The sequence below is a fragment of the Polynucleobacter sp. AP-Kolm-20A-A1 genome (assembly GCF_018688315.1).
GTDB lineage: Bacteria > Pseudomonadota > Gammaproteobacteria > Burkholderiales > Burkholderiaceae > Polynucleobacter.
Window position 1 is genome coordinate 584,453 of sequence record NZ_CP061315.1, and the last position, 23,463, is coordinate 607,915.

27 protein-coding genes are annotated in these 23,463 nt (G+C 45.8%); 13 read left to right on the forward strand and 14 right to left on the reverse strand.

What is annotated here, in order from left to right:
- Nucleotides 1-108: 108 nt before the first annotated feature.
- Nucleotides 109-1,254, reverse strand: a complete 1,146-nt coding sequence (locus C2745_RS03115; RefSeq protein WP_215384984.1) for an alpha-hydroxy acid oxidase — start codon at nt 1,252-1,254, stop codon at nt 109-111.
- Nucleotides 1,255-1,400: 146 nt separating this feature from the next.
- Between C2745_RS03115 and C2745_RS03120 the strand changes: the two genes are divergently transcribed.
- Nucleotides 1,401-2,303 (forward strand): DMT family transporter, encoded by a 903-nt coding sequence (locus C2745_RS03120; protein ID WP_215384986.1) that lies wholly within the window; start codon nt 1,401-1,403, stop codon nt 2,301-2,303.
- 114 nt (nt 2,304-2,417) lie between these two features.
- Complete coding sequence (locus tag C2745_RS03125; protein ID WP_215384988.1) at nt 2,418-3,566, forward strand: aminotransferase class V-fold PLP-dependent enzyme; 1,149 nt, start codon at nt 2,418-2,420, stop codon at nt 3,564-3,566.
- 64 nt (nt 3,567-3,630) lie between these two features.
- Here C2745_RS03125 and C2745_RS03130 read toward each other — a convergent pair whose 3' ends face one another.
- A complete protein-coding gene (locus tag C2745_RS03130) occupies nt 3,631-4,260 on the reverse strand; it encodes an FABP family protein (RefSeq protein ID WP_215384990.1) in 630 nt (209 codons plus the stop codon).
- An 81-nt stretch (nt 4,261-4,341) separates the two neighbouring features.
- Between C2745_RS03130 and C2745_RS03135 the strand changes: the two genes are divergently transcribed.
- A complete protein-coding gene (locus tag C2745_RS03135; protein ID WP_215384992.1) occupies nt 4,342-4,614 on the forward strand; it encodes a protein tyrosine phosphatase in 273 nt (90 codons plus the stop codon).
- A gap of 11 nt (nt 4,615-4,625) precedes the next feature.
- Here C2745_RS03135 and C2745_RS03140 read toward each other — a convergent pair whose 3' ends face one another.
- Entirely contained in the window at nt 4,626-5,603 is a 978-nt protein-coding gene (locus C2745_RS03140; RefSeq protein WP_215384994.1) for a DMT family transporter, read from the reverse strand.
- Nucleotides 5,604-5,609: 6 nt separating this feature from the next.
- Nucleotides 5,610-6,488, reverse strand: a complete 879-nt coding sequence (locus C2745_RS03145) for an NAD(P)H-hydrate dehydratase (RefSeq protein WP_215384996.1) — start codon at nt 6,486-6,488, stop codon at nt 5,610-5,612.
- 63 nt (nt 6,489-6,551) lie between these two features.
- On the opposite strand from C2745_RS03145, the gene C2745_RS03150 reads away from it, so the two are divergent.
- Nucleotides 6,552-7,967 carry an MBL fold metallo-hydrolase RNA specificity domain-containing protein gene (locus tag C2745_RS03150; RefSeq protein WP_215384998.1) on the forward strand — a complete coding sequence of 472 codons (1,416 nt, stop codon included), beginning with the start codon at nt 6,552-6,554 and terminating at the stop codon, nt 7,965-7,967.
- Between the two features lies 1 nt (nt 7,968).
- On the opposite strand, the gene C2745_RS03155 is transcribed toward C2745_RS03150, so the two are convergent.
- Both C2745_RS03155 and C2745_RS03160 read right to left on the reverse strand, forming a co-directional pair.
- Nucleotides 7,969-8,706, reverse strand: coding sequence for an ABC transporter substrate-binding protein (locus C2745_RS03155; RefSeq protein WP_215385000.1), 738 nt, complete (start codon nt 8,704-8,706; stop codon nt 7,969-7,971).
- A 138-nt stretch (nt 8,707-8,844) separates the two neighbouring features.
- Nucleotides 8,845-9,048: a hypothetical protein gene (locus C2745_RS03160; RefSeq protein ID WP_215385001.1), complete on the reverse strand. Its 204-nt coding sequence runs from the start codon at nt 9,046-9,048 to the stop codon at nt 8,845-8,847.
- Between the two features lie 166 nt (nt 9,049-9,214).
- Between C2745_RS03160 and C2745_RS03165 the strand changes: the two genes are divergently transcribed.
- The 3 genes from C2745_RS03165 to C2745_RS03175 are packed head-to-tail and all read left to right on the forward strand — an operon-like array spanning nt 9,215 to nt 11,832.
- Complete coding sequence (locus C2745_RS03165; protein WP_215385003.1) at nt 9,215-10,072, forward strand: LOG family protein; 858 nt, start codon at nt 9,215-9,217, stop codon at nt 10,070-10,072.
- A 26-nt stretch (nt 10,073-10,098) separates the two neighbouring features.
- Nucleotides 10,099-10,611 (forward strand): hypothetical protein, encoded by a 513-nt coding sequence (locus C2745_RS03170; RefSeq protein ID WP_215385005.1) that lies wholly within the window; start codon nt 10,099-10,101, stop codon nt 10,609-10,611.
- A 3-nt stretch (nt 10,612-10,614) separates the two neighbouring features.
- Nucleotides 10,615-11,832, forward strand: coding sequence for an NAD(P)/FAD-dependent oxidoreductase (locus tag C2745_RS03175; protein WP_215385006.1), 1,218 nt, complete (start codon nt 10,615-10,617; stop codon nt 11,830-11,832).
- A 2-nt stretch (nt 11,833-11,834) separates the two neighbouring features.
- On the opposite strand, the gene C2745_RS03180 is transcribed toward C2745_RS03175, so the two are convergent.
- The gene (locus tag C2745_RS03180) at nt 11,835-12,581 is read right to left on the reverse strand and encodes a TerC family protein (RefSeq protein WP_251368379.1); all 747 of its coding nucleotides are present in this window, start codon (nt 12,579-12,581) and stop codon (nt 11,835-11,837) included.
- Nucleotides 12,582-12,659: 78 nt separating this feature from the next.
- Between C2745_RS03180 and C2745_RS03185 the strand changes: the two genes are divergently transcribed.
- The gene (locus tag C2745_RS03185; protein WP_215385010.1) at nt 12,660-13,637 is read left to right on the forward strand and encodes a tripartite tricarboxylate transporter substrate binding protein; all 978 of its coding nucleotides are present in this window, start codon (nt 12,660-12,662) and stop codon (nt 13,635-13,637) included.
- Nucleotides 13,638-13,640: 3 nt separating this feature from the next.
- Here the strand turns inward: C2745_RS03185 and C2745_RS03190 are convergent, their stop codons facing one another.
- Entirely contained in the window at nt 13,641-14,030 is a 390-nt protein-coding gene (locus C2745_RS03190; protein WP_215385012.1) for a group II truncated hemoglobin, read from the reverse strand.
- A 115-nt stretch (nt 14,031-14,145) separates the two neighbouring features.
- Here C2745_RS03190 and C2745_RS03195 point away from each other — a divergent pair, with 115 nt between their 5' ends.
- Nucleotides 14,146-14,670, forward strand: a complete 525-nt coding sequence (locus C2745_RS03195) for a phasin family protein (protein WP_215385014.1) — start codon at nt 14,146-14,148, stop codon at nt 14,668-14,670.
- Nucleotides 14,671-14,726: 56 nt separating this feature from the next.
- Here C2745_RS03195 and C2745_RS03200 read toward each other — a convergent pair whose 3' ends face one another.
- On the reverse strand, nt 14,727-14,924 hold the full coding sequence (locus C2745_RS03200; protein ID WP_251368380.1) for a TIGR02450 family Trp-rich protein: 198 nt from the start codon (nt 14,922-14,924) through the stop codon (nt 14,727-14,729).
- Nucleotides 14,925-15,399: 475 nt separating this feature from the next.
- On the opposite strand from C2745_RS03200, the gene C2745_RS03205 reads away from it, so the two are divergent.
- Nucleotides 15,400-16,449 (forward strand): fumarylacetoacetate hydrolase family protein, encoded by a 1,050-nt coding sequence (locus C2745_RS03205; RefSeq protein WP_215385016.1) that lies wholly within the window; start codon nt 15,400-15,402, stop codon nt 16,447-16,449.
- A 64-nt stretch (nt 16,450-16,513) separates the two neighbouring features.
- On the opposite strand, the gene C2745_RS03210 is transcribed toward C2745_RS03205, so the two are convergent.
- Together C2745_RS03210 and C2745_RS03215 are read right to left on the reverse strand one after the other, a co-directional pair.
- Nucleotides 16,514-18,103, reverse strand: coding sequence for a rhodanese homology domain-containing protein (locus tag C2745_RS03210; protein WP_215385018.1), 1,590 nt, complete (start codon nt 18,101-18,103; stop codon nt 16,514-16,516).
- A gap of 47 nt (nt 18,104-18,150) precedes the next feature.
- Complete coding sequence (locus C2745_RS03215) at nt 18,151-19,125, reverse strand: tripartite tricarboxylate transporter substrate binding protein (protein WP_215385020.1); 975 nt, start codon at nt 19,123-19,125, stop codon at nt 18,151-18,153.
- 159 nt (nt 19,126-19,284) lie between these two features.
- Between C2745_RS03215 and C2745_RS03220 the strand changes: the two genes are divergently transcribed.
- A complete protein-coding gene (locus tag C2745_RS03220; protein ID WP_028819023.1) occupies nt 19,285-19,473 on the forward strand; it encodes a hypothetical protein in 189 nt (62 codons plus the stop codon).
- Nucleotides 19,474-19,551: 78 nt separating this feature from the next.
- Here the strand turns inward: C2745_RS03220 and C2745_RS03225 are convergent, their stop codons facing one another.
- Complete coding sequence (locus C2745_RS03225) at nt 19,552-19,842, reverse strand: DUF1330 domain-containing protein (RefSeq protein ID WP_215385021.1); 291 nt, start codon at nt 19,840-19,842, stop codon at nt 19,552-19,554.
- An 89-nt stretch (nt 19,843-19,931) separates the two neighbouring features.
- Between C2745_RS03225 and C2745_RS03230 the strand changes: the two genes are divergently transcribed.
- Nucleotides 19,932-20,171, forward strand: a complete 240-nt coding sequence (locus C2745_RS03230; protein ID WP_251368381.1) for a cupin — start codon at nt 19,932-19,934, stop codon at nt 20,169-20,171.
- A gap of 13 nt (nt 20,172-20,184) precedes the next feature.
- Nucleotides 20,185-21,063: a 3-hydroxyisobutyrate dehydrogenase gene (gene mmsB / locus C2745_RS03235; protein ID WP_215385023.1), complete on the forward strand. Its 879-nt coding sequence runs from the start codon at nt 20,185-20,187 to the stop codon at nt 21,061-21,063.
- A 23-nt stretch (nt 21,064-21,086) separates the two neighbouring features.
- Here mmsB and selD read toward each other — a convergent pair whose 3' ends face one another.
- Nucleotides 21,087-22,154: a selenide, water dikinase SelD gene (gene selD, locus C2745_RS03240; protein ID WP_215385025.1), complete on the reverse strand. Its 1,068-nt coding sequence runs from the start codon at nt 22,152-22,154 to the stop codon at nt 21,087-21,089.
- A 26-nt stretch (nt 22,155-22,180) separates the two neighbouring features.
- Nucleotides 22,181-23,461, reverse strand: a complete 1,281-nt coding sequence (locus tag C2745_RS03245) for a DEAD/DEAH box helicase (protein ID WP_215385027.1) — start codon at nt 23,459-23,461, stop codon at nt 22,181-22,183.
- Between the last annotated feature and the right edge of the window lie 2 nt (nt 23,462-23,463).

Genomic DNA, 23,463 nt, shown 5'->3' on the forward strand with positions numbered 1-23,463 from the left:
TTTAGTGCGGTAGCGACTTAGTCCTGCATGCCCAAACCAAACGGCAAAAGCAAAGATGAGGAAAGAAATTCCAAATACGGCAAGAGGGTAGTTGAGGATGTGAGTAATTTAAAAAGTCCCTGGATACAAGATGTCTTTAGTGACATTCTGGATATCGCGATGGCCTGTAAATGCCATAGTGATGTCCAGTTCGTTATGAATGAGCTCTAAGCACTTAGTAACGCCAGCCTCACCCATGGCGCCTAAGCCATACAAAAATGGGCGACCAATCATCGTGCCGCGCGCACCCAAAGCCCAAGCCTTGAGAACATCTTGACCTGAACGAATACCGCCATCCATCCACACTTCAATGTCCTTGCCAACGGCTTCTACGATGCCCGGTAAAGCTTGAATGCTGGAGATAGCACCATCTAACTGACGGCCGCCGTGGTTGGAAACAATTAATGCGTCTGCTCCTGAGTTTGCAGCTAGGCGCGCATCACCTTCATCCAGGATTCCCTTGATGATCAGTTTGCCGCCCCAGAGTTTTTTGATCCACTCCACATCACCCCAGTTAAGGCCTGGATCAAATTGCTCAGCAGTCCAAGAGGAGAGTGAAGACATGTTGCCAACACCGGTAGCATGACCAACAATATTGCGGAAGGTTCTACGTGGGGTCATTGCCATACCAAGGCACCAGCGTGGCTTGGTTGCCATATTGATCATGTTGGCAATAGTCAGCTTAGGAGGGGCAGATAGCCCATTCTTTAAGTCTTTATGACGTTGGCCAAGAATTTGTAGATCTAAGGTCAAGACTAGTGCAGAGCACTTAGCTGCCTTAGCGCGCTCAATCAAGCGTTCAATAAAACCGCGATCTTTCATGACGTACAGCTGAAACCAAAATGGTTTTGTGGTGCGCTCTGCGACATCTTCTATTGAGCAAATGCTCATGGTCGACAAACAAAATGGAACGCCAAACTTTTCTGCCGCTTTGGCTGCCAAAATTTCGCCATCCGCATGTTGCATACCGGTAAGGCCAGTTGGTGCAAGCGCAACCGGCATAGCAACTTCTTGCCCAACCATGGTTGTCTTGGTTGTGCGATTGGTCATATCGACCGCTACACGCTGACGCAACTTAATCTTTTGAAAGTCAGATTCATTGGCGCGATAGGTTGACTCGGTCCATGAGCCGGAATCGGCATAGTCATAGAACATCTTGGGGGTGCGTTTTTGATGGAGGACCCGCAAGTCTTCTATATTGGTAATGATTGCCACAATGTATCCTTCGGTTTGATGCTATTTTGCTAAGACAAAAGCTTAATTTAAGCTCTATCTTAGCAATACCGGGGATTTGTTTCTACAATGCTAGGGTATCCCTTGCTTGGGGACCCCAAATAACTGCTTCCCCAATAAGTCGCTGAATGCAACAACTCAATTTCGCCACCATTTTCTATTTGCTGACTGCCACAGCTTTATGGGCGGGCAATGCAATTGCTGGGCGCGTATTGGTGGGCAGTATCTCTCCCATTACTCTGAGCGCGGTTCGTTGGGGCTTAGCGGCATTACTTTTGCTTCCCTTAGGTTGGCGCGTATTTAAGCCGGGAAGTGCCTTGTGGCAAAACAAGAAACGCTTCCTGCTTTTGGGTTTATTTGGAGTAGGTAGTTACAACGTACTCTTATATCTCGCTCTTCAAACATCTACTGCGATTAACGTCACCTTGATTGGTGCAAGCATGCCCATCTGGATGCTATTTATTGGCGCTGTGTTTTATCAAGTCAAGCCGAGCATTTTGCAAATGATTGGCGCAGTCGTGAGTTTGCTTGGCGTAGGAATCGTTCTTACCCGTGGCGATCTAGCGGCTTTGCTGTCTATGCAAATGGTAGTTGGCGATCTATTGATTATGTTGGCCACCATCTTATGGGCTTTCTATAGTTGGATGCTAAGTCGCCCTGGTGCTAGTACAGAGCGTCAATGGCCATGGGCTGAATTTTTAATGGCGCAAGTAACTGTAGGTCTTCTGTGGACTGGATTTTTTGATGGTTTTGAAATTGCGGCTGGACATGCTTTCATAGAGCTCAATTGGTGGACTGCCTCTTTGATTGTGTTTGTGGCAGTGGGCCCCTCCTTGATTGCTTATCGCTGCTGGGGTCTTGGTGTTAATGGGGCGGGGCCTACGGTTGCAGCCTTTTTTGCTAATTTCATACCTTTATTTACTGCGCTCCTATCAGCTGCGATGCTAGGTGAGCCACCTCAACTTTTCCATGGCCTCGCTTTTGCATTAATTGTTGCTGGCATCGCTATTTCTTCTAAAACAGCCAAATAGGTTTAAAAAACCAGCAAAAATGCCCTTTTAAACAGGGTTTTTGGGTCTATCCCCCGAAAAAGTCTTAAATCAGTATCATTTAGGGCTAATCACTGAAATCCCTAGGAAATTACTATGCCAGGCTTACTCCCCAACGTTGATCCAGATGGTTTGTTGGAGTTCTCGGTTGTCTACACCGACCGCTCTTTAAATCACATGTCTGAAGAGTTCAAACGCGTCATGGTGGATATCTCCAGCGTGTTGAAAGATGCTTACAACGCTAGCTCTGCAGTCATCGTTCCTGGTAGCGGTACTTTTGGTATGGAGGCAGTTGCTCGTCAGTTCGCTAACAATCAAAAATGCTTAGTCTTGCGCAATGGTTGGTTTAGCTATCGCTGGACTCAGATTTTTGATCTAGCCAATATCACTGGTGATGTGACTGTTCTTAAAGGACATCAATTAGAAGATTCAGCTCAGGGCGTATTCGCACCAGCGCCGATTGAAGAGGTTGTTGCTTTCATTAAGAAAGAAAAGCCTGCGGTGGTATTTGCGCCTCACGTAGAAACTTCAGCCGGCATTATCTTGCCTGATGATTACCTCAAGGCAGTTGGTGAAGCAGTGCGCTCCGTAAATGGCTTATTTGTATTGGACTGCATCGCATCTGGTGCGATGTGGGTGGACATGAAGGCCTGCAATGTGGATGTATTAATCACTGCGCCACAAAAAGGCTGGAGTAGTTCCCCATGCTGCGCATTGATCGCGCTAGGTGATCGCGCTCGTGAGCGCATCGATGCAACTCAAAGCAGTAGTTTTTCTATGGATCTGAAGAAGTGGCTGCAGATCATGGAAGCCTACGAAAAAGGTGGTCATGTGTATCACACAACCATGCCAACTGATGCGCTGAAGATTTTGCGCAACGTCATGAAAGAAACTCAATCACTTGGATTTGCAGCATTGAAAGCTAAGCAAATTGAATTAGGCACTAAGGTTCGTGACCTATTGGTCTCTAAGGGTTATAGCTCCGTATCTGCTAAAGGCTTTCAGGCTCCGGGCGTAGTGGTTAGCTACACCAAGGATCCAGATATTCAATCTGGCAAGAAGTTTATCGCTCTTGGTTTGCAAACTGCAGCAGGTGTGCCGTTGCAGTGCGACGAGCGTCCTGACTTCCGCACCTTCCGCATTGGTTTATTTGGACTAGAGAAGTTAGCCCATGTGGATCGCACGGTTGGACATTTGGCTACTGCATTAGAAAAGATTACTGAGACTGAAGCACAGCCAGCGTAATTTCATATATGCATTGCAAAAAAGGCCATCAATTGATGGCCTTTTTCTATTGCAGAATTAACACTCATCTTGCAAGTGGATTGGGCGTAGCATCTCCAATCTTGTGCAGGGTATTGTTATCGACATGATGAAACAACTCCGCCTGATCCTTAATCTTCATAACGGTATCTTGCTCGTATGACCAAGTGCCATCGTCATTGATGTTTACCTTAATCCGAAACTCTACTGTTCTAAAAGCGTAATTGAGAAAAGGATTGGCGGACATGCCTGCGCTAGGATCACCTTCTTTTGCGAATAATTCAAATTCCTTGGCGGTGGGTAAGGCATTTCCGCATGCCATTGTTGTCATGCCGCGGGGAATGGTGAGTGTATGGATCAGGTTGCCGTTAGCTGGCTCCCAAAGCCAGTAACCAACTTGATCATGATAAGTTTTAACTTGATCTGGCTTGGTGATATGGGTGTGATACCTCAAGCCATAAAATAATTGGGGCCCATTGGTTTGTGGGTCTATGGGTTGAAGATCAATTCTCTCGACATAAGCCTGTTTCTTTGGGCCCTCAGCCTTAGGTTTTACGTCTAAGCCGCGAACACCTTCCCAGATGCCGGCCATTCCGGCTAGCGGCCCAAGGTTTTCTAACGTATTGACCGAGTAACCCTGCGGCTCAGTAAAAATGTCTTGAGGAAATTCATTCATTGGGAAACCTTTAAAAATGAAGCATTTATCTCAAATTTTTGAGTATTATTAAATTATCTACAAACTTACATGGAGATTTACATGATTTCACGTATTGCTCGCCTCAGTCTAGCAACCCTTATTTCCGCAGCGATTGGTATTTCTCCAGTTTCAGTGATGGCGGCCGATCCGGCGCCAGCTCCTGCGCCAGCAGCGGTTCCTGCTGCTGCCCCAGCTCCAGTTGCTGAGCCAACTGATAAGGTTGCTGAGAAAAAAGCAAAGAAGAAAGCTAAGAAAGAAAAGAAAGCTGAGAAAAAAGCAAAGAAGAAATCTAAAAAGAAATCTAAGCCAGCTGCCGACGCAGCAGTTCAGTAAATTGATCCCTCTTAATTGAGGGGTTCAGCACTATCGAAGTCATCGGATTTTTTGAGGTCCGGTGACTTTTTTGTTGGCGTATCATTTCGCACTAGCAACCACATCGCTGCAATAACCAAAGTCATTCCACCAATTTGAGTCCAAGTAATTGGCTCAGACAAAATTAAATAACCCATAAAGATGGTCGAGACGGGCCCTAGTATTCCGGCCTGAGCAACCAGCGGTGAGCCAATGCGATTGATGGCAATCATGATTAGTAGCATCGGAATGACGGTGCACAGACTTGCGTTGAGAAGGCTAAACCAATAAATCTGTGGGAGCTGTTCAAAGATGGCGTTTGGGTTGTGGAAGGATGATTGCAGCACACTCAATACTGCAGATGCTGAGCTAGCTAGAACAACCAACCGGACACTGCCGATGCGCTTTACCATTTCTCCAGCGCCAATCATGTAGGCTGCATAAGAGCAGGCACTTCCAAAAACTAGGAGCATGCCCAGCCAGGCGCTAATGCCGGTAGAACTTGCATCCTGAATAAAAACAATAAACACGCCAATGTAGCCGACGATCAGGGCGTACCACTGGAGGCGTGATATTGGTTTCTTTAAAACAAAATAGGAGATTAATAAAACAATGGTTGGTGTTAGGTATAGAACGATACGCTCAAGACCAACTGAGATATATTGCAATCCCAAGAAATCAATGTAACTAGAAAGAAAATAACCCAAAAACCCTAGGAAAAATAACTTGGCACGATCAAGCCAGGTAATCGGGCTCATCGATTTTCTGCGAGACTCCCACCAGAATATTGCCCAAAACATAGGGAGCGCCATTAGCATGCGTAAGGCCAAAAGGGTTTCAGCATTGGCACCATAACCAAATGCCAGCTTAACTAAAATGGCCTTGCCTGAAAAAAGCATTGAGCCTACTCCGGCCATCAAAATGCCATAGAGATAGGGCTTGCGATTGTGTGCTTTGCTGATTGACTGCATATGGATTTATAACAGTTTATTCAGCAGAGATCTCATTTCAAAAATAGTTTCAGATGGGGTAAGGCCGATAGGCCCGACCCCTTTGCTAACTAAGCTATCTGCAGCGCTGGCATGAAGTTGTACGGCTAAGCCAGTGGCCTGCCATAAATTTAGATGATGTCGAATTCCTTGGGCGGCAATAGCTGCAAGGCTACCAGTAAGGATGTCCCCCATTCCGCCCGTGCCCATGCCAGGGTTTCCTTCTGTACAAACAACAGTAGGATGGTTTAGTGAGGCAATCAGAGTATGTTGACCTTTTAGAACCACAATCGATCCCGTAAGGTTCACTAGCTTCTCAATCGCCCCTTCGCGATTTGACTGAATTTGCTCTGTAGTGCTCTCCAGTAATTTTGCGGCTTCACCGGGGTGCGGCGTTAGCACTGTCATTTGTGGAAATTCTTGATTACGTTTTTTCAGTGCTGGCAATAAATCTTCTGACTCTGAAATTAAATTTAACGCATCGGCGTCAATTACCAAAGGAATATTTGGATAGGCAAGCATACTTTGAAGCCAGGCGATTGCAAGCGCAGATTTTCCTAAGCCAGGCCCTATAGCAATGACATCCGGCTTATCATTATTAAATACCGCATTTGGTTGATCAGCCAGTCGAATCATCAGCTCCGGGTGATCTATATCTGCATGTGCTGATGCGGGATCTAACATTTCTAGCATGGTCCACCCAGCACCGAGATGCAAGCAGGCATTACCCGCCAGGACAAGGGCGCCCGCCATTCCGGGTGCTCCGCCAATCAGCATTACCTTACCTGCGCTTCCTTTATGTTCGGCAGGCTCTCGCTTCAGCCTAACGGCCAGAGGGAGTGCATTGAGTTGATTGGGAAAGGCCATGTAGACAGTATGTTCTAAATTGAATGTTGTTTAGATAATTGTAAGAGAGTGTATGCTGATTAAATGAAGATTCAATTTTTAGGTGCGGCAGGGGAAGTCACTGGATCAAGACATTCGGTGGAGGTAACGCTGGCCGGTAGGTCAAGACATTTCATGGTTGACTATGGAATGTTTCAGGGTGGCAGGGAGGCTAGCAATAAAAATTTAGAACCTTTGCCCTTCGCGCCAAAAGATCTGGATTTTGTAGTACTCACTCATGCTCATATAGATCATAGTGGTCTGTTGCCAAGATTATGTGCGCAAGGATTTACTGGGCCGATCTATTGCACAAGCGCCACCTACGAATTATTAAAAATTCTGTTACTTGATAGCGCGCATTTACAGCGCGCGGACGTAGAGCGAGCCGAACGAAAACAAAAAGCAGGTAAGTGGCACGGAGAAATGCCGATTGCACTGTATTCCCGGGAGGAGGTAGAAACTACCCTGACGCAGTTTGAGGCATTGGAATACGGACAATCAATCGAGTTGGTCCCAGGGATGCAGTTGGAGTTTCATAATGCCGGGCATATTTTGGGCTCTGCAATTGCAGTCATTGATATCACGGAGGATGGCGACCAGAAAAAACGCTGCGTTTTCTCTGGGGATATAGGTATGAAGGGTAAAGTATTAATGCCTGATCCTGACCTAATCAAAAACGCAGATGTGGTCGTAGTTGAATCTACCTATGGAGACCGTCTCCATCGAAGCTTGCAGGATACGGAAGATGAGTTGGTTGAAGTGATCAGCGCAACGATGGCTGGGCATGGGAACGTTGTTATGCCAGCCTTTGCTGTGGGCCGCACACAAGAAATTTTATTTCTCTTAATTGATTTGGTGAAAAGAGGGCGCCTGCCTCATTTAAGTATTTGGGTAGATTCACCCATGGCTACTGCAGCAACCCATCTAACCCAGCATTTTTTCTCCCATTTGGATGGAGAGTCTCAGGCAACATTTGAGTGGTATAGAGATAATCCAGGCTCCGTAGATCTTCGCTTTATTGCGGATGTAGAAGAATCGAAAGCCCTGAATAAGATTAAAGGCGGTGCCATCATTATTTCTGCAAGCGGTATGTGTGATGCAGGGCGAATTGTGCATCACTTGGCCAGCAATTTACCGAGAGCGCAAAACGCCATTGTCATTACTGGTTTTCAGTCTTATGGAAGCCTCGGTAGGCGCCTGGTAGACAAGGTGCAGAAGGTTCGTTTATTTGGTGAAGAAGTTCCTGTGAGAGCTTCGGTGCATACGATTGGGGGTTTATCTGCTCATGCAGATCAGGCCGGCTTATTGGACTGGCTTAAGGGGTTTGAGCAGCCACCAAAAACAGTCTTTGTGGTGCATGGCGAGCCGGAGTCATCTTCCGTTCTGGCTCAAAGCATCAGGGAAGAATTGCATTGGAGCAATGTCATCATCCCTGAGCGTTTACATACTTATCAGTGTTAGATTATTCGGCAACTTTTGCCCCCTGAATATTGTGATGCTTCATCGCATCTGACACAAATCCAGATTGCTTTAATTCTGTAATGACATTGCTTAGATAAGTAGTTGTGTCTTCGTAATTTGACCTTGCTTTTGGAATGCCAATAGCCTGGTTGATCACCATAAAGCGCCCAGGTAGCATGCGCAAACCATCATAGCGTTTAGCATCGCTTTCTAACTGCTGTTTAACGCCCGCAGCCACATTCCCTTTTCCCGACATAAAGTCATCTACGACAGCTTGTGAGCTAGCTGATCGCAATAGTGCAGCATTTTTAATTTCACGCGTGAGGTACAAGTCATAGGCACTACCTTTTCCCACTACGATTTCATTGCCAGCCAAATCTACCTCTTCGTTGGCCTTTAATGGGGAGGAAGACTTCACCATATAGGCGCCTTCAATCTGAATATAGGCTGGCGTATAACTAATATCTGCGCCACGCACTGGATCGATCGCAACAAATACCAAATCGATCTCACCGGTTTTGACTGCATCAACTGTTGCGCCTGCAGTTTTAAACGGGATTAACTGCACTGGCTTAGAAATTCGTTTCCCAATTTCATTGGCGATATCAATAGTTACGCCATATAGATTTTTGGTATTCGGATCTTCATTCGCAAGAATAGGATTTCCCAAATTGATGCCGACACGCAAAGTGCCGGTCGGAACAAAAGAAGTGAGGGCTGCAGGACTGATAGATTTCATAACAGGAGGTTGTTGACTAATTGCGAATTGAGATAAACACAGTAGCGTTAGAGAAAGTGCTAGAGAGAATGTGAATTTCATTAAAAGATGAGACAAAAAAACCGCGGCGGACCGCGGTTTTGTCTACAGCGCTAAAAATTACTTCTTAGCATCAGCAGCTGGTGCTGCCGCTGGAGCAACTGGAGCAGCTGCAGGAGCATCTTTCTTAGCTTCTTCCATGTGTGCAGCTTCTGCACCATGCTTTTCGCCACCCATATCAATGTTGCCATCACCCTTAAGGAGTAAATAGGCTGTGGCACCAACTAAGACTAGTACCATGATGATGATTGAACGGTTGCTCATTGCTTTTCCTTCGATTTGGTTGAAATTGGATCAATATTAACTCGGGAAGGGCGCTGGGTAAATCCCAAAAACCCCTAGGGCCCTATATCCAAGGTAAAACTAGGTATTAACACTAATTTGGAGTGCAGGTTAAGATGACTCTATACATACGCCAGAAGGTCGCAACATGAGTCCAAAGCTTCCCGTTCACAACTCACAAACAATTACTGAATTTTTAAATTTGCATCACAGTCACATAGCTGAGGATGGCTCTGATGATTCGTACAAGTTTGCCTTTGATGACGAAGCTTTTTTGGCCCGCAGAGAAACTATGGGCATTCGTTTTGAGCTTGAGTTGCTCAAGCCCGAGGTCTTGCTCAAAGAGCATGGCATTGATCACACCATTACTGTATTTGGATCAACTCGTTTTGTCAGCCATCAGCATGCTTTAGATCTAGAAAAGAATGCTAAGACACCAGAAGAGGCTGCGGTAGCGAAAAAAGCCATTCTGCACAGCAAGTACTATGAGTCCGCTCGACAGTTTGGTGCTTTGGTAGCGCATTACAACGAAACCCAAAAACTAAACTCCAATAAATTGCATATCTGTACTGGTGGTGGACCGGGCATTATGGAGGCCGCTAATCGTGGCGCATTTGAAGTTGGCGATAAAACTATTGGTTTTAATATCAGCCTTCCCAGAGAGCAGCACCCCAATCCTTACATCAGTCCTGGGCTCAGTTTTCGCTTCCATTACTTTGCTTTGCGCAAGATGCACTTTATGTTGCGAGCTAGGGCAATTGTCGCCTATCCCGGAGGCTTCGGCTCCTTTGATGAATTGTTCGAAGTCCTAACGCTCATTCAGACTAAAAAAGTGGTTCCCATTCCAGTCATCTTGGTGGGGAAAGATTATTGGAGTGAGATGGTGAACTTCAATCACATGGTGGAATTTGGCGTGATTGACCAGGAAGATATGAACATCATTCACTTTGTAGAGACTGCCGAAGAAGCCTGGCAGGTTATCCAGGGCTGGTATCAGCTTAGCTGAGTAGGCTCGCCTGTAAAATCTCCATCATGAATTCATCTCAAGCCAGTATCGCAACATCTCTTGATCTCCCGGGCTACCTTTTGGGTGGCTCCATGCTTTTGCTGGTGATGATTTTTCATGGCGTTCTTTTATTGCAAATTGCCAAACGCTATGAAGTCAAAACCTTTCTGTATTTATCTGAGAAGAAATATTCTGCAGTGGCAATGTGTTTTTACACCAGCGTCTTTTGTTTGTTCTTAACGCATATCGCTGAAATACTCATTTGGGGTATTGCTCTATATGCATTTAAATTGCTACCCGAGCTTGGTCAAAGCATTCTCTTTAGTGGCAGCACCTATACGGCCATGGGTTTCATGGAAGACATTCTTCCGAGCGGCTGGAAGATGCTGGCAGTCATTATTGCTTTTTCTGGAATGTTTGCGTTTGCCTGGACTGCATCCGTCATGATTTCAATGACAAAGAACTTTCGCCAGGCCTATACCAAGCTTCACATGAGAAAACTCAATATCTCATCAGACATCATTGATCGCTTTGAGTAATACATGAGTAAAACTTGGGATGCCATCATTGTCGGTGGAGGCGCAGCAGGACTATTCTGTGCCGGAGTGGCTGGTCAGTTAGGTAGGAAAGTTTTAGTACTAGATCATGCTCAAGTATTGGGCGAAAAGATTCGCATTAGTGGTGGCGGTCGTTGCAACTTCACCAATTTGCATAGCAGCCCAGCCAATTTCTTATCGCTTAATCAACACTTCGTAAAAAGTGCGCTCGCTAGATATCCTTCATCTGAATTTATCAAGCTAGTAACGGCTCATGGGATTAATTACCATGAGAAACACCAAGGCCAGTTATTTTGCGATGATTCAGCAAAGCAAATCATTGATATGCTCTTTGCAGAATGTGCCAAGGGTAAGGTGATGGTGCGTAATCCTGTCGCAGTTGAATCGATTGCCCAAGATGGTGATGCCTGGATTGTTCGTACCAACATGGGCCTTGAAAGGACCAAAGCAGTAGTCATGGCAACTGGCGGTTTGCCAGTTCCAGCCATAGGCGCTACTGCGTATTCATTGGATATTGCAAAACAGTTTGGCTTAAACGTTATCGACCCAAGACCTGCTCTGGTACCGCTGTCTTTTACTGCAGATACTTTTGGCAACCTCAATGACTTGGCAGGTCTTAGCGTTCCCGTCAGAATAGCCTCTGGCTCTAAAGGGCATCGTTATGGCGCCTGCAGATTTAATGAAGATCTTTTGCTAACTCATAAAGGTCTATCTGGTCCTGCCGTTCTCCAGGCAAGTAGTTATTGGGAAGAGGGCGAGCCCATTCATATTGATTGGCTGGGAGCGGTTGAGCGTCCTGGCGGCTTTAATTGCGATGAGCTCTTCAATAATGAAGAGAACCGCTTAAAGCTAACTGAAACCATTCTTGCTTCTGTGCTGCCTCAGCGTTTAGCAAAAGCATTTGCTGAGCAGAAAAATTTAGTAGGTCGAAAGTGGGCTGAGGTATCTAAAAAAGATCGCCAAGCCCTCAAAGAGTTGATAACCAACTGGTCAGTAAAGCCCGCAGGTACCCTGGGCTGGAAAAAAGCTGAAGTGATGTTAGGTGGCGTTGATACCAAAGAGCTTGATGGACAGACCATGATGTCCCGCAAACATTCAGGACTCTTTTTTATTGGCGAGTGCGTCGATGTCACTGGCCATTTAGGTGGTCATAACTTCCAGTGGGCCTGGGCAAGCGGCTTTGCTTGCGCGCAAGCTTTATAGTTTTATCCCTGACGCTTTTTCTTTTCCCGCGAGCGGATATTTAAAAGCTCAACTGATAGTGAAAATGCCATGGCTACATAGACGTAGCCTTTAGGAATATGAACACTCATTCCTTCTGCAATCAATACAACGCCTACCACTGTCAAAAAAGATAAGGCCAGGACCTTAATGGAGGGGTGGCGGTGAACAAAATCTCCAATAGGCTTTGCTGCCACCAGCATGATGAGAACCGAAGCAAGAACGGCTGCAATCATGACGCTGATTTGATCAACCATGCCTACTGCGGTGATTACGCTATCTAGAGAGAAAATGATGTCTAGTAAGCCGATTTGCAAAACGGAGCCAACAAAGAGGGTCATCATCGACTTGCCAGCATTTTGGCTGTTCGCATTGCTATGGGCTTCGCCATGTTCTCCCACTTCAACCTCAACGTAGATTTCTTTTGAGGCCTTCCATATCAAGAAGAAGCCGCCAAGGAGAAGGATTAAATCTCTGCCGCTGATGACGTGTTCGGAAATGCTAAAGAGGGGGGCGGTCAATCCCATTACCCATGACAGACTGAGTAACAACAGAATGCGCGTTACCAATGCAAAGATCAGCCCAAAGCGGCGTACCTTTTCCCGGATTTCTATTGGGAGTCTATTGGCAATGACGCTAATGAAAATGATGTTATCAATACCCAGAATGATTTCTAGGGCAGAGAGCGTTAAAAATGCGATCCAAGCATTGGGGTCGCTGATAAGTTGCATAAAGCTTTCGATCATTTTCTACTTTGCCAATGTGGTGATAAGGTAAAGTGTATCCAAGTAAATTAAATGTCGCCTCATATGTATAAGTCCACACAAATCATCAGGATATTTCTGCTAAGCCTATTGCTTTGCTGCTCCTGGAAAGCGGTTCAGGCGGCTTATCCTGATAAACCAGTCAAAATCATTATTGGATTTCCTGCAGGCGGACCTTTGGATGCTCACATTCGACTGTTGGTTGATAGGCTGCAGTCTGCTTTAGGGCAAACAGTCATCGTCGATTACAAGGCTGGAGCAGGTGGCGCGGTTGGTGCTCAGTATGTCGCGCAATCACCGGCTGATGGATATACAGTGCTATTGGCTAATACTGGAACAATGGTAATTAACCCAGCGATTTACACCAAATCACCTTATGACACCCTAAAAGATTTCCAACCGATTGCTAGAACTGCGCAGCAACCACTGGCATTGATTGTGAACAAGGATGTGCAAGCAAATACTCTGAAAGAATTCATAGCGTACGCAAAAGCAAATCCAGGAAAGCTGAACTATGGGTCAGCGGGTAATGGCGGCATTTCTCATTTGGTTCCAGAGATGCTCAAAAGCGAGACGGGAATATTTATGGTGCACATCCCCTTCAAGGGAAGCGCTCCAGCATTTACTGATTTGATCGCAGGCCATGTGCAATTTATGGCGGAGTCCGTTCCTCAAGCGGCTAACTATGTTAAGCAGGGGAAAATCAAAGCCCTGGCAGTAACTAGTGCCAAGCGCAATCCAGCATTGCCGAATACACCAACTGTGATCGAGACAGGTGTTGCGAACTTAGAGGTGGTTGGCTTTTATGGAATATTGGCGCCAAAGGGTACTCCACCAGATGTCGTGAATAAATTAAGTCAGGCATTTAAAGAAACGCTCGAGTCACCTGATATTCAGAAAAAAATGATTGATCAAGGCGCTGATCCTGCTTATCTCAATGCAGATCAATTCTCAAAATTTCTTGCCGCAGAAATGCCACGTTGGGCAAAAGCAGTGAAGCAGGCAGGAGCCAAGCTCGACTAATTTTTAGTTGGGCTGGTTTCTCATCCAGTCGGCGGTGTTGAAGAATGACTCTTCGAGTTGCTTCGCGGTATTTCCAGTAATTCCACAATCCTCCAATGCCTGATACATACAGGCAAGCCATTGATTGCGCTCATTTAAGCCAATCTTAAAAGGGAGGTGGCGTGCCCTTAGCATTGGGTGGCCGTATTTAGGTGAATAGATGTCAGGTCCACCCATCCAACCCGTTAGAAAGAATTTCAACTTCTCTCTGGAGTTGGAGAGGTCTTGTCCGTGCATGGCCCGAAGATCGCTAAATTTAGGCTCTAAAGCCATTAAATCGTAAAAGCGGTCAACTAGCTCATCGACCTTGTCGATACCGCCAATGGCGTCATAAATGGATTGTCTTTCTGTCATCACCCTATTTTAATACCCAGAATTGGGGGAAATCGAGGGAATTGGCAGTTTGCCAATTTGGGTATAGAGTTAATAAGACAGGCTTCATTAACACTTATTTCTTGGGAGAGAACAAATGGATGCAAAAGATCTTCAAAAGTGGCAACAGGAAAAAGCGAAAGAACTATTTGATTATTCGCATAAGCTTTTGGATGCCGCAAAGGAATTGAGCGAACATCACATTGCTGAGATGGAGTGGGGTATGAAAAATGCCTTAGATAGCGCCAAGTCAGCAGCAAAGAATGATTTGGCAAAGCTAAAGGCATTGCAGGAAGAAGCAGCCAAAGAGGCGGCTAAGCGTGCAACTGCCTATCAAAAGAAAGTGAAATCAGTGCTTAAAGATATCGGCGAGAGCGCTGCTGATGAAACTGAAAAGCATTTGGAGAAAGTTCGCAGCTCATTAGTGGGCTGGTTAGAGGATGCTGAAAACAAATTGCCTACTCACGCTGATAAGCTTTCTAAGGTAGTTAATGAGATGTCCACTACCGGTCAGAAGATGTTTAAAGAAGGGCGCCGCATTGTGAATCAAGTGGCTGATGCTGCTGAAAAGAATATCGATGATCTAGTGAAAAAATCTGGAGCTAAAAAGAAGACGGATTAATGTGAATTCTTGAAGCATGAAAAAACAAAAAGCCGTCTCAAATATGAGGCGGTTTTTTATTTCCAGCCCTGTATCCAAAGCTCGCTGTTCGTGAGGTCTCGCCAGGGAATGAGCGTGGTTTTCTTCGAATAGACCGCCTCAATCTCTACAAGCTCAATTTTTTCGTCTGGTGGTTCAGGAAGAATGACTTTACTAACCAAGAAATGCTTTTGTTTGGCGATGGGTTTTACTGCCGTCCATTTGGTCAGCAGCAATTTCTTGGGGCTTAATTTATTGTTTATAGAGCTGTGCACTGAAATTCTTGCCCTTGGATCAGGAGTAGTCCCGAGGATGGTGTAAATGTCGCGCTAGATTGGTTGATCTGAGGCGGGCATTGCTGATCAAAAAAACTTTGAGGCCCCAAGCTTCCACAGTAATTTAACTTGTTACCCTTAAATTCCATTTGGGCTTTACGAAGCACCATCGAGATTTTGGTCTCGGCCTGGGAGTTGCAACTCCAGCTCGTGTAGCTCTCTCGCTCGCAGGCGCACAGCCCTACTAGTACGCATATGTAAGCTAGAAGAAGGGGGGTTCGGGTGGTTTTGACGATCCGCATAGCCTAAGCATAGTGAATTTCTCAAAATTTTGCCCATGAATAGCGTTTGGTATTAGTATTTATGACAGAGTGTTTAATGAATAACGCCAGAGTATTAATAAAACATTAATAACAAAAATATTAAAGGAGACGCTGTGGATACAAATCGTAGAGATGCGCTTAAATTGGGAGCATCTGCTGCTATGAGCAGCATGTTGATTTCAAATGCAATGGCCGCCCCTGATGCGCGCCAACCTATTGTGGTTGAGCCATTGACAGGTAAGGCGGGTTTCCGAATCGCTAACTATTTGCCGAAAATGGGTGCAACATCCAGATTGGGTTTAGTAACTAATGATGGCATGGTGGTAGATATCCCGGCTGAGGCAGCTCGCCAAAAAGTGCAGCTTTCATTTGATCCTACGTCAACGATTTCATTAGCAGCCTCTGGCAATAGAGGCCTTGCTGAATTAGCGGCATTATTTAAAGGTCGCGGATCAAACTTGCAGAATGTGAACCAAGTGGTGTTGTTATCACCAATCCCTAAACCACAAAGCAATATTTACTGTGTGGGTTGGAATTATTTAGATCACTTTGATGAAGGTAGGGATAGACGCGCTGATCAAGGCGTTAAAGAGTATCCAAAGGTGCCCGTGCTTTTTACTAAAGGCACCCAAACCATGAATGGACCTTTCGACCCTATTCCCTATGATGGTAGCTACTCCACCATGATTGACTGGGAAGCTGAATTAGCGGTTGTTATTGGCAAGAAAGGTAAAAATATCTCCGAAGAAAATGCCATGGATTATGTTTTTGGCTATGCTGCTTATAACGACACCACTGCGCGTGATGTTCAGCAAAAACGTCACTCAGGTCAGTGGTTCAAAGGTAAGAGTTTGGATGGTCATGGCCCAATGGGCCCATGGATTGTGACTGCCGGCGGTGTTAACTTGGATGACACTCGCATCATTTGCCGCGTAAATGGCGTTGAAAAACAAAATGCTAGCTATAAGCAGATGTATTTCAAGATTCCGGTGGTAATCGCTGAGCTTTCTCGCAGTCTGACGCTGCTACCTGGCGACATCATTGCAACTGGCACCCCATCTGGAGTTGGCTATAGCAGAAAACCGCCGGAGTTTTTAAAGCCGGGCGACAGCATGGAAACAGAAATCACTGGTGTCGGCATCATTCGCAATAAGATCGCTTAACTATTAAAGCGAAGACATCAACAAGGACATCAACAAGGACAACCGCAAGGACGACTGTAGTTGATTAGAGAACCCAGAAGTGATGGGTTCCGTCCTTGCCAAGTTGTTCTACTAAACCAAACTCCCAATCTAAATAAGCCTGCATTGCTGCAGGATCTACGCTTGTACCTTCATAAGGACGTTTGTAGCGATCTAGGGGAGGAGAGGCCAAATGGCTTGCTCCCTTTTCTAATTCCAATCCAGCTTTGACCCAGGCAGCATTGCCACCCTCTAAAACCAATACTTCAGCCTTCGTAAGCGCTTGAAGTTCTTGCGCGGCAAAGAGACTAAGTTCTGACGGTGTACTAGTGATCACGTACCGATCTACTTGAGGAATTTTTTTGATGGCTTCAGTAAGTTGAGAGCGCAGGGCATACCAGCTACCTGGAATATGTCCCTTAACGTAATTAGCATGAGTGCTGAAATCCACCGCAATCGTATTGCTATCAGTTTTGAGCCAATGAGAAACCGTTTGCGCATCCACGCTCTCAATTGTTGGTAGGTTTGGTAAGGGCGCCTTCCAAGAGCCTTTCTCGGTTAGATCTGATGCGTTAATGCCATCAAGAACATAAACATCCCAGGCCATTTGTGCCAACCAAGATGCTGGCATGTTGGCGCGTACGCTGCCACCACTAGGATCAACTAAAACGATACGAGCTCCACGGACAGGGGCAACCATTTCTGTTTCTTGAACGAGTTGACCACCAGGTACAGATCTAAAGTCAGGTAGGTGACCGGATTCATATTCTTCAGGAGTACGCGTATCAAATAAATATGTGGTGCGCTCAGGTTGTGATTTCCATTGCTGCACATCTGCAAGACTGGCTCGTTTGACACCAGCTCTATCAGCAACGCTGCGCGCACGCACTGCTGCCTCATTCTTTGTTTCTTCGCTTACTTCTTGAAACTTTCTGCTCTGACCTTTGTCTAGCTCTTGCCCAGCTAAAGTCCAGCCAATGGTTCCATTGCGCAGCGCATTGACCTCATTTGGTATGCCGGCATTAATTAGCGATTGAGTGCCAATGATGCTTCGGGTTCTGCCGGCGCAGTTCACAATAATCTTCGTCTTTGGATTAGGGGCTAATTCAGGTAGGCGCAGCACCAGTTCTGCGCCTGGTACGCTAATACCAGTTGGAATACTCATGGTGTTGTACTCATCAAAGCGACGCACATCTACAACCACCACATCTTCTTTGCTGTCGATTAAGTGCTTCACCTCTTGGGCTGATAAAGAAGGGGTGTGACGCTTAGACTCTACAAATTCACCAAAAGATTTACTGGGGACATTCACGTCCTTAAAGAGTTCACCGCCAGCTGCCTTCCAGCCCTGTACGCCACCTTCAAATACAGAAACATTGGTAAAACCAAGATCAATCAAGCGTTGCGCTGCTAGTTGTGCAAACCCTTCACCATCATCTAATGTCACGATGGGCACATCCTTTTTGGGTAGCTTTGCATAAGCATCAATCTCAATGCGAGAAAGTGGTACGTTTGCAGCAAACAAGGGATGCTCTTGCGCATGAGGGTCTTCTTCACGTACATCTAAAAAAGCAATTTCTTCTTTATTGAGAAGTTTGTTGCGAACAAAAGAAAGGTTTTTAGTCTGAATGGTCATGCTGTCTCTTAATTATTTTTTAATGTTTCTTTTTTTAATCTATTTTTTTAATCTAGCTTAGCGCCAGACTTTTTCACTACTTCGCTCCAGCGGGAAATTTCTTGATTAATATAGTTTGCCAGCTCAGGGCGAGTCATCTTGGGAACGCTTGCACCCATAGACGCCCAGCGCTCTTTGATTTCAGGAGAGGCTAGGGCAATTTGTACTTCAGCACTCATCTTTTCGACAATATCCTTAGGTGTGCCTTTGATGGCCCACATGGCATACCAGCTATTCACTATGAAATTGGAGATGCCCAGTTCTTGCGCGGTAGGAACATTCGGAAATGCATCTACTCTTTTTGAGGTGGCTACGGCTACGGCGATTAACTGACCGTTTTTGATAAATGGCGCAGCACCAGCTAAAGTATCAAACATCATATCGACTTGGCCTGCTACGAGGTCCTGCAGCGCAGGCCCTGTTCCACGATAAGGAATATGGGTAATGAATAACTTGTTTTGCATCTTAAAGAGTTCGCCAGTCAAGTGCTGTGACGTGCCATTGCCGGTAGAGGCATAGTTGTATTTTCCAGGATGTTTACGAATCTCTTCCATGATCGATTTCAAATCATTTTTTGGAAACTTATTGGGATTCACAACAATGACATGCGGGACGCTACCAATAATGGCGATAGGCTCAAAATCTTTGGTGATGTCATAAGAAAGGTTGGTGTACATACTTGGTGCAATTGAGTGATGCACTGCACCAAGAAGCCAGGTATATCCATCTGGCGCCATTTTTGCTGCAACTGCAGCGCCAAGCGTTCCACCTGCACCACCGCGGTTATCGACCACGATGGAGTCGTTTAATTGGGTAGAGAGTTGCTTGGCTAGAGGGCGTCCAAAAGCATCTACAGCCCCACCTGGAGGGAAGGGGTTAATAAAGGTAATTGGCTTGTTTGAGGCCGGCCAAGAGCTATTTTGGGCATAGGCTGCGAGCCCAAGCATGGTGCCGACGAGCAAAAGAAGGAATTTTTTGAGCATTTTGGGGTCTCCGGGGTATTTTTATCTAATGAAGCTATTTTGGCTGAACCTGTAAATATAAGAGTTATCCCTGATTTGAGGGGCGATTTTCTATGGTTTTTATGCGGATATACTGGCCTGGCTGTCAGTATAAATATTCATTTGTTAATAGGAGACGAGATGTCACAACACGATACATTGTTGGCTGCTTTTGAAACTTACAAAGCTGAAAACGAAAAATTTATTGAAAAAGGTATTAAGGCATCTGCTGCGCGCGCACGTAAGGCCTTGCAAGAAATCGCTGGCGCCTGCAAAGAGCGTCGTAAAGAAATTACTGCTGCTAAAGAAGCAATGGAAGCTAAGAAGTAATCCTGACTTCAGACCGATTAAAAAGCCTAGCTTGCGAGCTAGGCTTTTTTATTTGCAAACCCCCAACTTAATATTGCTTTAAATTACAACGCTAAAAAGAGTGAGTTTCATTGCTTTACTGCGTACTGGCACGAGGGATTGATATTCAGGGCTATTAGCCCAAGTGTGAGCGTCTTGTGCGCTTGGAAACTCAAGTTCTACGAAGGTAGTGAAGGGTGCGCAACCCAGCTCATTCCAAAAGAGTTCAGCTACCGATCCTCGATGCTGGATTGAACCCTTATATAGCTCAACGGTTTGACCCACTTTTGAGCGGTACTGCTCAAAGGCTTCCTGATCGCTTAACTCCATTAATCCAATGACTTTCACCATATGATGTCCCCTAATAATTGCTTGGTGCTAAGAGAGTATATCCACGCTATAGTTATATGATGAACAGAGAGCAGTTTTTACAGCTACTTATGCAACACGGATTCCCTGAGCCAGTAGAGGTTCAGCAAGCTCCTAATGGCCGCCTTGATAAACATGAGCATCCGTTTGAGGTGAAAGCGCTAGTTATGGAGGGTAGTATTGAGATCGTGATTGATAGCATTTGCAGTGTATATAACCCAGGCGATGTGTTTGAGTTGAAATACAAGCAGCCTCATGCAGAATCATATGGGCCGAAAGGCGTGAAGTACTTGGCTTCAAGAAAACAATAAAACTAGGATCGCTATGAAAATTGGATTTATTGGTTTAGGAAATATGGGCTTACCGATGGCCCTCAACCTATTAAAAGCAGGGCACGAGGTTGTTGGTTTTGATTTAGTGCAAAGTCAATTGGATGCCTTTGCGGCTGCGGGTGGCGCTGTTGCTGCTAATGCAAATGCGACCGCCAAGGATGTGGATGTATTAATTAGCATGTTGCCAGCTTCACGCCATGTGGAGGGCTTATATCTTGGTGATACAGGCTTGCTCGCAAGTGCAAATCCTAAGACGCTACTCATTGACTGCTCAACCATTTCACCTAAGGTTGCGCAGACTGTTGCGGCAGCAGCAAAGGCAAAAGGCTTGGTCATGCTTGATGCACCGGTCTCCGGTGGAACTGCGGGAGCACAAGCTGGCTCATTAACGTTTATGGTGGGCGGCGATACGAGTGCAGTAGAGTGCGCACGTCCATTGCTAGAAAAAATGGGTAAGAACATTTTTCATGCGGGCGCAAGTGGTGCAGGGCAGACTGTTAAGGTTTGCAACAACATGCTCTTGGGTATTCAGATGCTGGGAACGAGTGAGGCGCTCCGTTTAGGAATTGCGAATGGCATGGATCCAAAAGTGCTATCCGACATCATGTCAAAAAGTTCAGGACGTAACTGGACTTTGGAGTTATATAACCCTTGTCCAGGTGTAATGGAAAACGTTCCGTCTTCAAAAGAGTATGCCGGTGGCTTTGGCGTAGATCTGATGCTAAAAGATCTAGGCTTAGCAGTTGAGAATGCAGAAAATTTAGATGCTAATGTCCCGCTGGGCAAGTTGGCGCAACAGCTTTACGAGAGTCACAGCAAAGCCGGCAATGGCCAGCTTGATTTCTCAAGTGTATTTAATCTAAAGAAATAAACAAACCAACTTGAGAAGCTGAGTTAAGAAACCACTAGAGGCATTTCTTGGCGTTTGCTCATTTGACCAATGACACGGGCACCCAAGAATTGATGTTGATTGAAGATATCCAATACTTCTTTAACGCTATCAGGGCTGCAGGAAACTAGTAGTCCGCCGCTAGTTTGTGGATCAGTCAATAGGGCGCGCTGCGCTGGCGTGAAGTCTGCCGGAATGCCAACCTCATTGCCGTAACTCAGCCAGTTTCTATCTGAGGCGCCGGTGATGACGCCATCATCGGCTAGCTTTTGCACATTAGAGAGCAGGGGTACTTGGCTCCAGTCAATATGCGCTGTGCAGTTTGAGCCCCTTGCTAACTCTAGGGTGTGACCAGCCAAACCAAAACCTGTGACATCAGTTAAGGCATTCACGCCAGATAGTTTTGCTAACTCTGGCCCTGCAGAGTTGAGTTTGGTTGTGTTGGCAATCATTTCTCGATAGCCATCTGGACCCAAAAGATCTTTCTTCAGGGCGGCAGATAAGATGCCTACGCCTAGAGGCTTGCCCAGAATTAATACATCGCCCGGTTTAGCGCTGGCGTTGCTCTTCACACGCTTTGGATCGACTATACCAATTGCCACCAATCCATAAATAGGCTCAACCGAATCAATCGTATGTCCACCCGCAATAGGAATGCCGGCACTACGACAGGCTTCAGAACCACCCTCAAGAATGCGGGCAATCGTATTGTTGGATAAAACTTTAATTGGCATACCAACTAATGCAAGAGCAAACAACGGTGTGCCACCCATTGCATAGATATCGCTAATCGCATTTGTTGCTGCAATTTTTCCGAAGTCAAATGGATCGTCAACAATCGGCATGAAAAAATCTGTCGTTGCTACGATCGCTTGAGATTCATTAATTTGATAAACAGCAGCATCATCTGAAGTCTCGATACCAATGAGCAATTCTTTTGGAAAAGGAAGTTGTGGAACATTCTTCAGAATTTCAGAAAGCACGCCTGGGGCAATCTTGCAGCCGCAGCCCCCACCATGAGATAGGGAGGTCAGGCGTGGTTCAGTTGTTTTTGTTTCAGCAGTTTGACTCATACCAAATATTCTAAATCCTAGATGAATTAGCGGTTAAAGCTTCTTTTGGGTGGGCTACTGCGCTTGGCGGGTGTCTTTTTAGCTGGGGCGCCGCCAGAACCCGAGGGTCTAGGCTTCCTGGATTGCTGGTGTTGTTGGCTGCGTAGTTGAATTGGTTGGGCAACGGCATTCGGATCTGGCTCAAAACCGGCTATCACTTCTTGCGGGAGCTTTTGCTTGATGAGTTTTTCAATATCTCTGAGCATTTGGTGCTCATCAATACAAACCAAAGATACTGCTACACCATTAGATCCTGCGCGACCGGTACGACCAATGCGATGTACATAATCCTCGGAAACGTTTGGTAGGTCATAGTTCACTACGTGCGGCAGTTGGTCGATATCAATACCGCGCGCAGCAATATCTGTGGCAACTAATGCCGTTAATTTGCCAGCTTTGAAGTCGGCCAATGCTTTGGTGCGAGCAGATTGACTCTTGTTGCCATGAATAGCCATGCTGGTAATGCCATCCTTCTCCAGTTGGGTTACTAACTTATTGGCACCATGCTTAGTGCGAGTAAAGACCAGCACTTGCTTCCAGTCATTACTCTTAATGAGATGTGCTAATAAAGGATGCTTCTTTGTTCTGTCTACCGGGTGAATGAGTTGAGCGATTGCCTCATTGGTGCTGTTGCTGCGGGCTACTTCAATCAACTCTGGTGCGTTTAATAACCCATCCGCCAATGCTTTGATCTCGGTAGAGAAGGTTGCTGAAAATAGAAGATTTTGGCGTTGCTTTGGTAGGGCAGCTAAGATTTTTTTGATGTCACGCAAGAAGCCCATATCGAGCATACGATCTGCTTCATCAAGAACTAGGATTTCAATATCTTTGAGAGATACACAATTTTGTGACATCAAATCTAATAGGCGTCCAGGCGTAGCAACCAAAATATCGAGACCGCCAGCAATGGCTTTAATTTGTGGATTTGCTCCAACACCACCAAAAATGACTGTGGACTTTAAACCGGTGTATTTGCCATAAGTTAAAACTGACTCTTGAACCTGAGCGGCTAATTCGCGAGTGGGGGTCAGAATTAATACGCGCAAAAGACGCTTGCCTGACGCCGCCTTGGTGGAGGTGAGGCGCTGCAAAATGGGAAGCGTAAAGCCGGCAGTCTTGCCTGTGCCAGTTTGTGCTGCAGCCAATAGATCGCCGCCTTTTAATACGGCAGGGATTGATTTAGCCTGAATGGGGGTTGGGCTGGTGTAGCCTTCTTCAGCAATAGCGCGAAGAATGGGTTCCGATAAACCGAGATCTGTAAATAACATAG

Bases quoted from the DNA above. Each gene is read 5' to 3' on its own strand.
- C2745_RS03120 (WP_215384986.1), top strand. From the start codon at position 1,401: ATGCAACAACTCAATTTCGCCACCATTTTCTATTTGCTGACTGCCACA.
- C2745_RS03125 (WP_215384988.1), top strand. From the start codon at position 2,418: ATGCCAGGCTTACTCCCCAACGTTGATCCAGATGGTTTGTTGGAGTTC.
- C2745_RS03130 (WP_215384990.1), bottom strand. From the start codon at position 4,260: ATGAATGAATTTCCTCAAGACATTTTTACTGAGCCGCAGGGTTACTCG.
- C2745_RS03135 (WP_215384992.1), top strand. From the start codon at position 4,342: ATGATTTCACGTATTGCTCGCCTCAGTCTAGCAACCCTTATTTCCGCA.
- C2745_RS03140 (WP_215384994.1), bottom strand. From the start codon at position 5,603: ATGCAGTCAATCAGCAAAGCACACAATCGCAAGCCCTATCTCTATGGC.
- C2745_RS03145 (WP_215384996.1), bottom strand. From the start codon at position 6,488: ATGGCCTTTCCCAATCAACTCAATGCACTCCCTCTGGCCGTTAGGCTG.
- C2745_RS03150 (WP_215384998.1), top strand. From the start codon at position 6,552: ATGAAGATTCAATTTTTAGGTGCGGCAGGGGAAGTCACTGGATCAAGA.
- C2745_RS03155 (WP_215385000.1), bottom strand. From the start codon at position 8,706: ATGAAATCTATCAGTCCTGCAGCCCTCACTTCTTTTGTTCCGACCGGC.
- C2745_RS03160 (WP_215385001.1), bottom strand. From the start codon at position 9,048: ATGAGCAACCGTTCAATCATCATCATGGTACTAGTCTTAGTTGGTGCC.
- C2745_RS03165 (WP_215385003.1), top strand. From the start codon at position 9,215: ATGAGTCCAAAGCTTCCCGTTCACAACTCACAAACAATTACTGAATTT.
- C2745_RS03170 (WP_215385005.1), top strand. From the start codon at position 10,099: ATGAATTCATCTCAAGCCAGTATCGCAACATCTCTTGATCTCCCGGGC.
- C2745_RS03175 (WP_215385006.1), top strand. From the start codon at position 10,615: ATGAGTAAAACTTGGGATGCCATCATTGTCGGTGGAGGCGCAGCAGGA.
- C2745_RS03180 (WP_251368379.1), bottom strand. From the start codon at position 12,581: ATGCAACTTATCAGCGACCCCAATGCTTGGATCGCATTTTTAACGCTC.
- C2745_RS03185 (WP_215385010.1), top strand. From the start codon at position 12,660: ATGTATAAGTCCACACAAATCATCAGGATATTTCTGCTAAGCCTATTG.
- C2745_RS03190 (WP_215385012.1), bottom strand. From the start codon at position 14,030: ATGACAGAAAGACAATCCATTTATGACGCCATTGGCGGTATCGACAAG.
- C2745_RS03195 (WP_215385014.1), top strand. From the start codon at position 14,146: ATGGATGCAAAAGATCTTCAAAAGTGGCAACAGGAAAAAGCGAAAGAA.
- C2745_RS03210 (WP_215385018.1), bottom strand. From the start codon at position 18,103: ATGACCATTCAGACTAAAAACCTTTCTTTTGTTCGCAACAAACTTCTC.
- C2745_RS03215 (WP_215385020.1), bottom strand. From the start codon at position 19,125: ATGCTCAAAAAATTCCTTCTTTTGCTCGTCGGCACCATGCTTGGGCTC.
- C2745_RS03220 (WP_028819023.1), top strand. From the start codon at position 19,285: ATGTCACAACACGATACATTGTTGGCTGCTTTTGAAACTTACAAAGCT.
- C2745_RS03225 (WP_215385021.1), bottom strand. From the start codon at position 19,842: ATGGTGAAAGTCATTGGATTAATGGAGTTAAGCGATCAGGAAGCCTTT.
- C2745_RS03230 (WP_251368381.1), top strand. From the start codon at position 19,932: ATGCAACACGGATTCCCTGAGCCAGTAGAGGTTCAGCAAGCTCCTAAT.
- mmsB (WP_215385023.1), top strand. From the start codon at position 20,185: ATGAAAATTGGATTTATTGGTTTAGGAAATATGGGCTTACCGATGGCC.
- selD (WP_215385025.1), bottom strand. From the start codon at position 22,154: ATGAGTCAAACTGCTGAAACAAAAACAACTGAACCACGCCTGACCTCC.
- C2745_RS03245 (WP_215385027.1), bottom strand. From the start codon at position 23,461: ATGTTATTTACAGATCTCGGTTTATCGGAACCCATTCTTCGCGCTATT.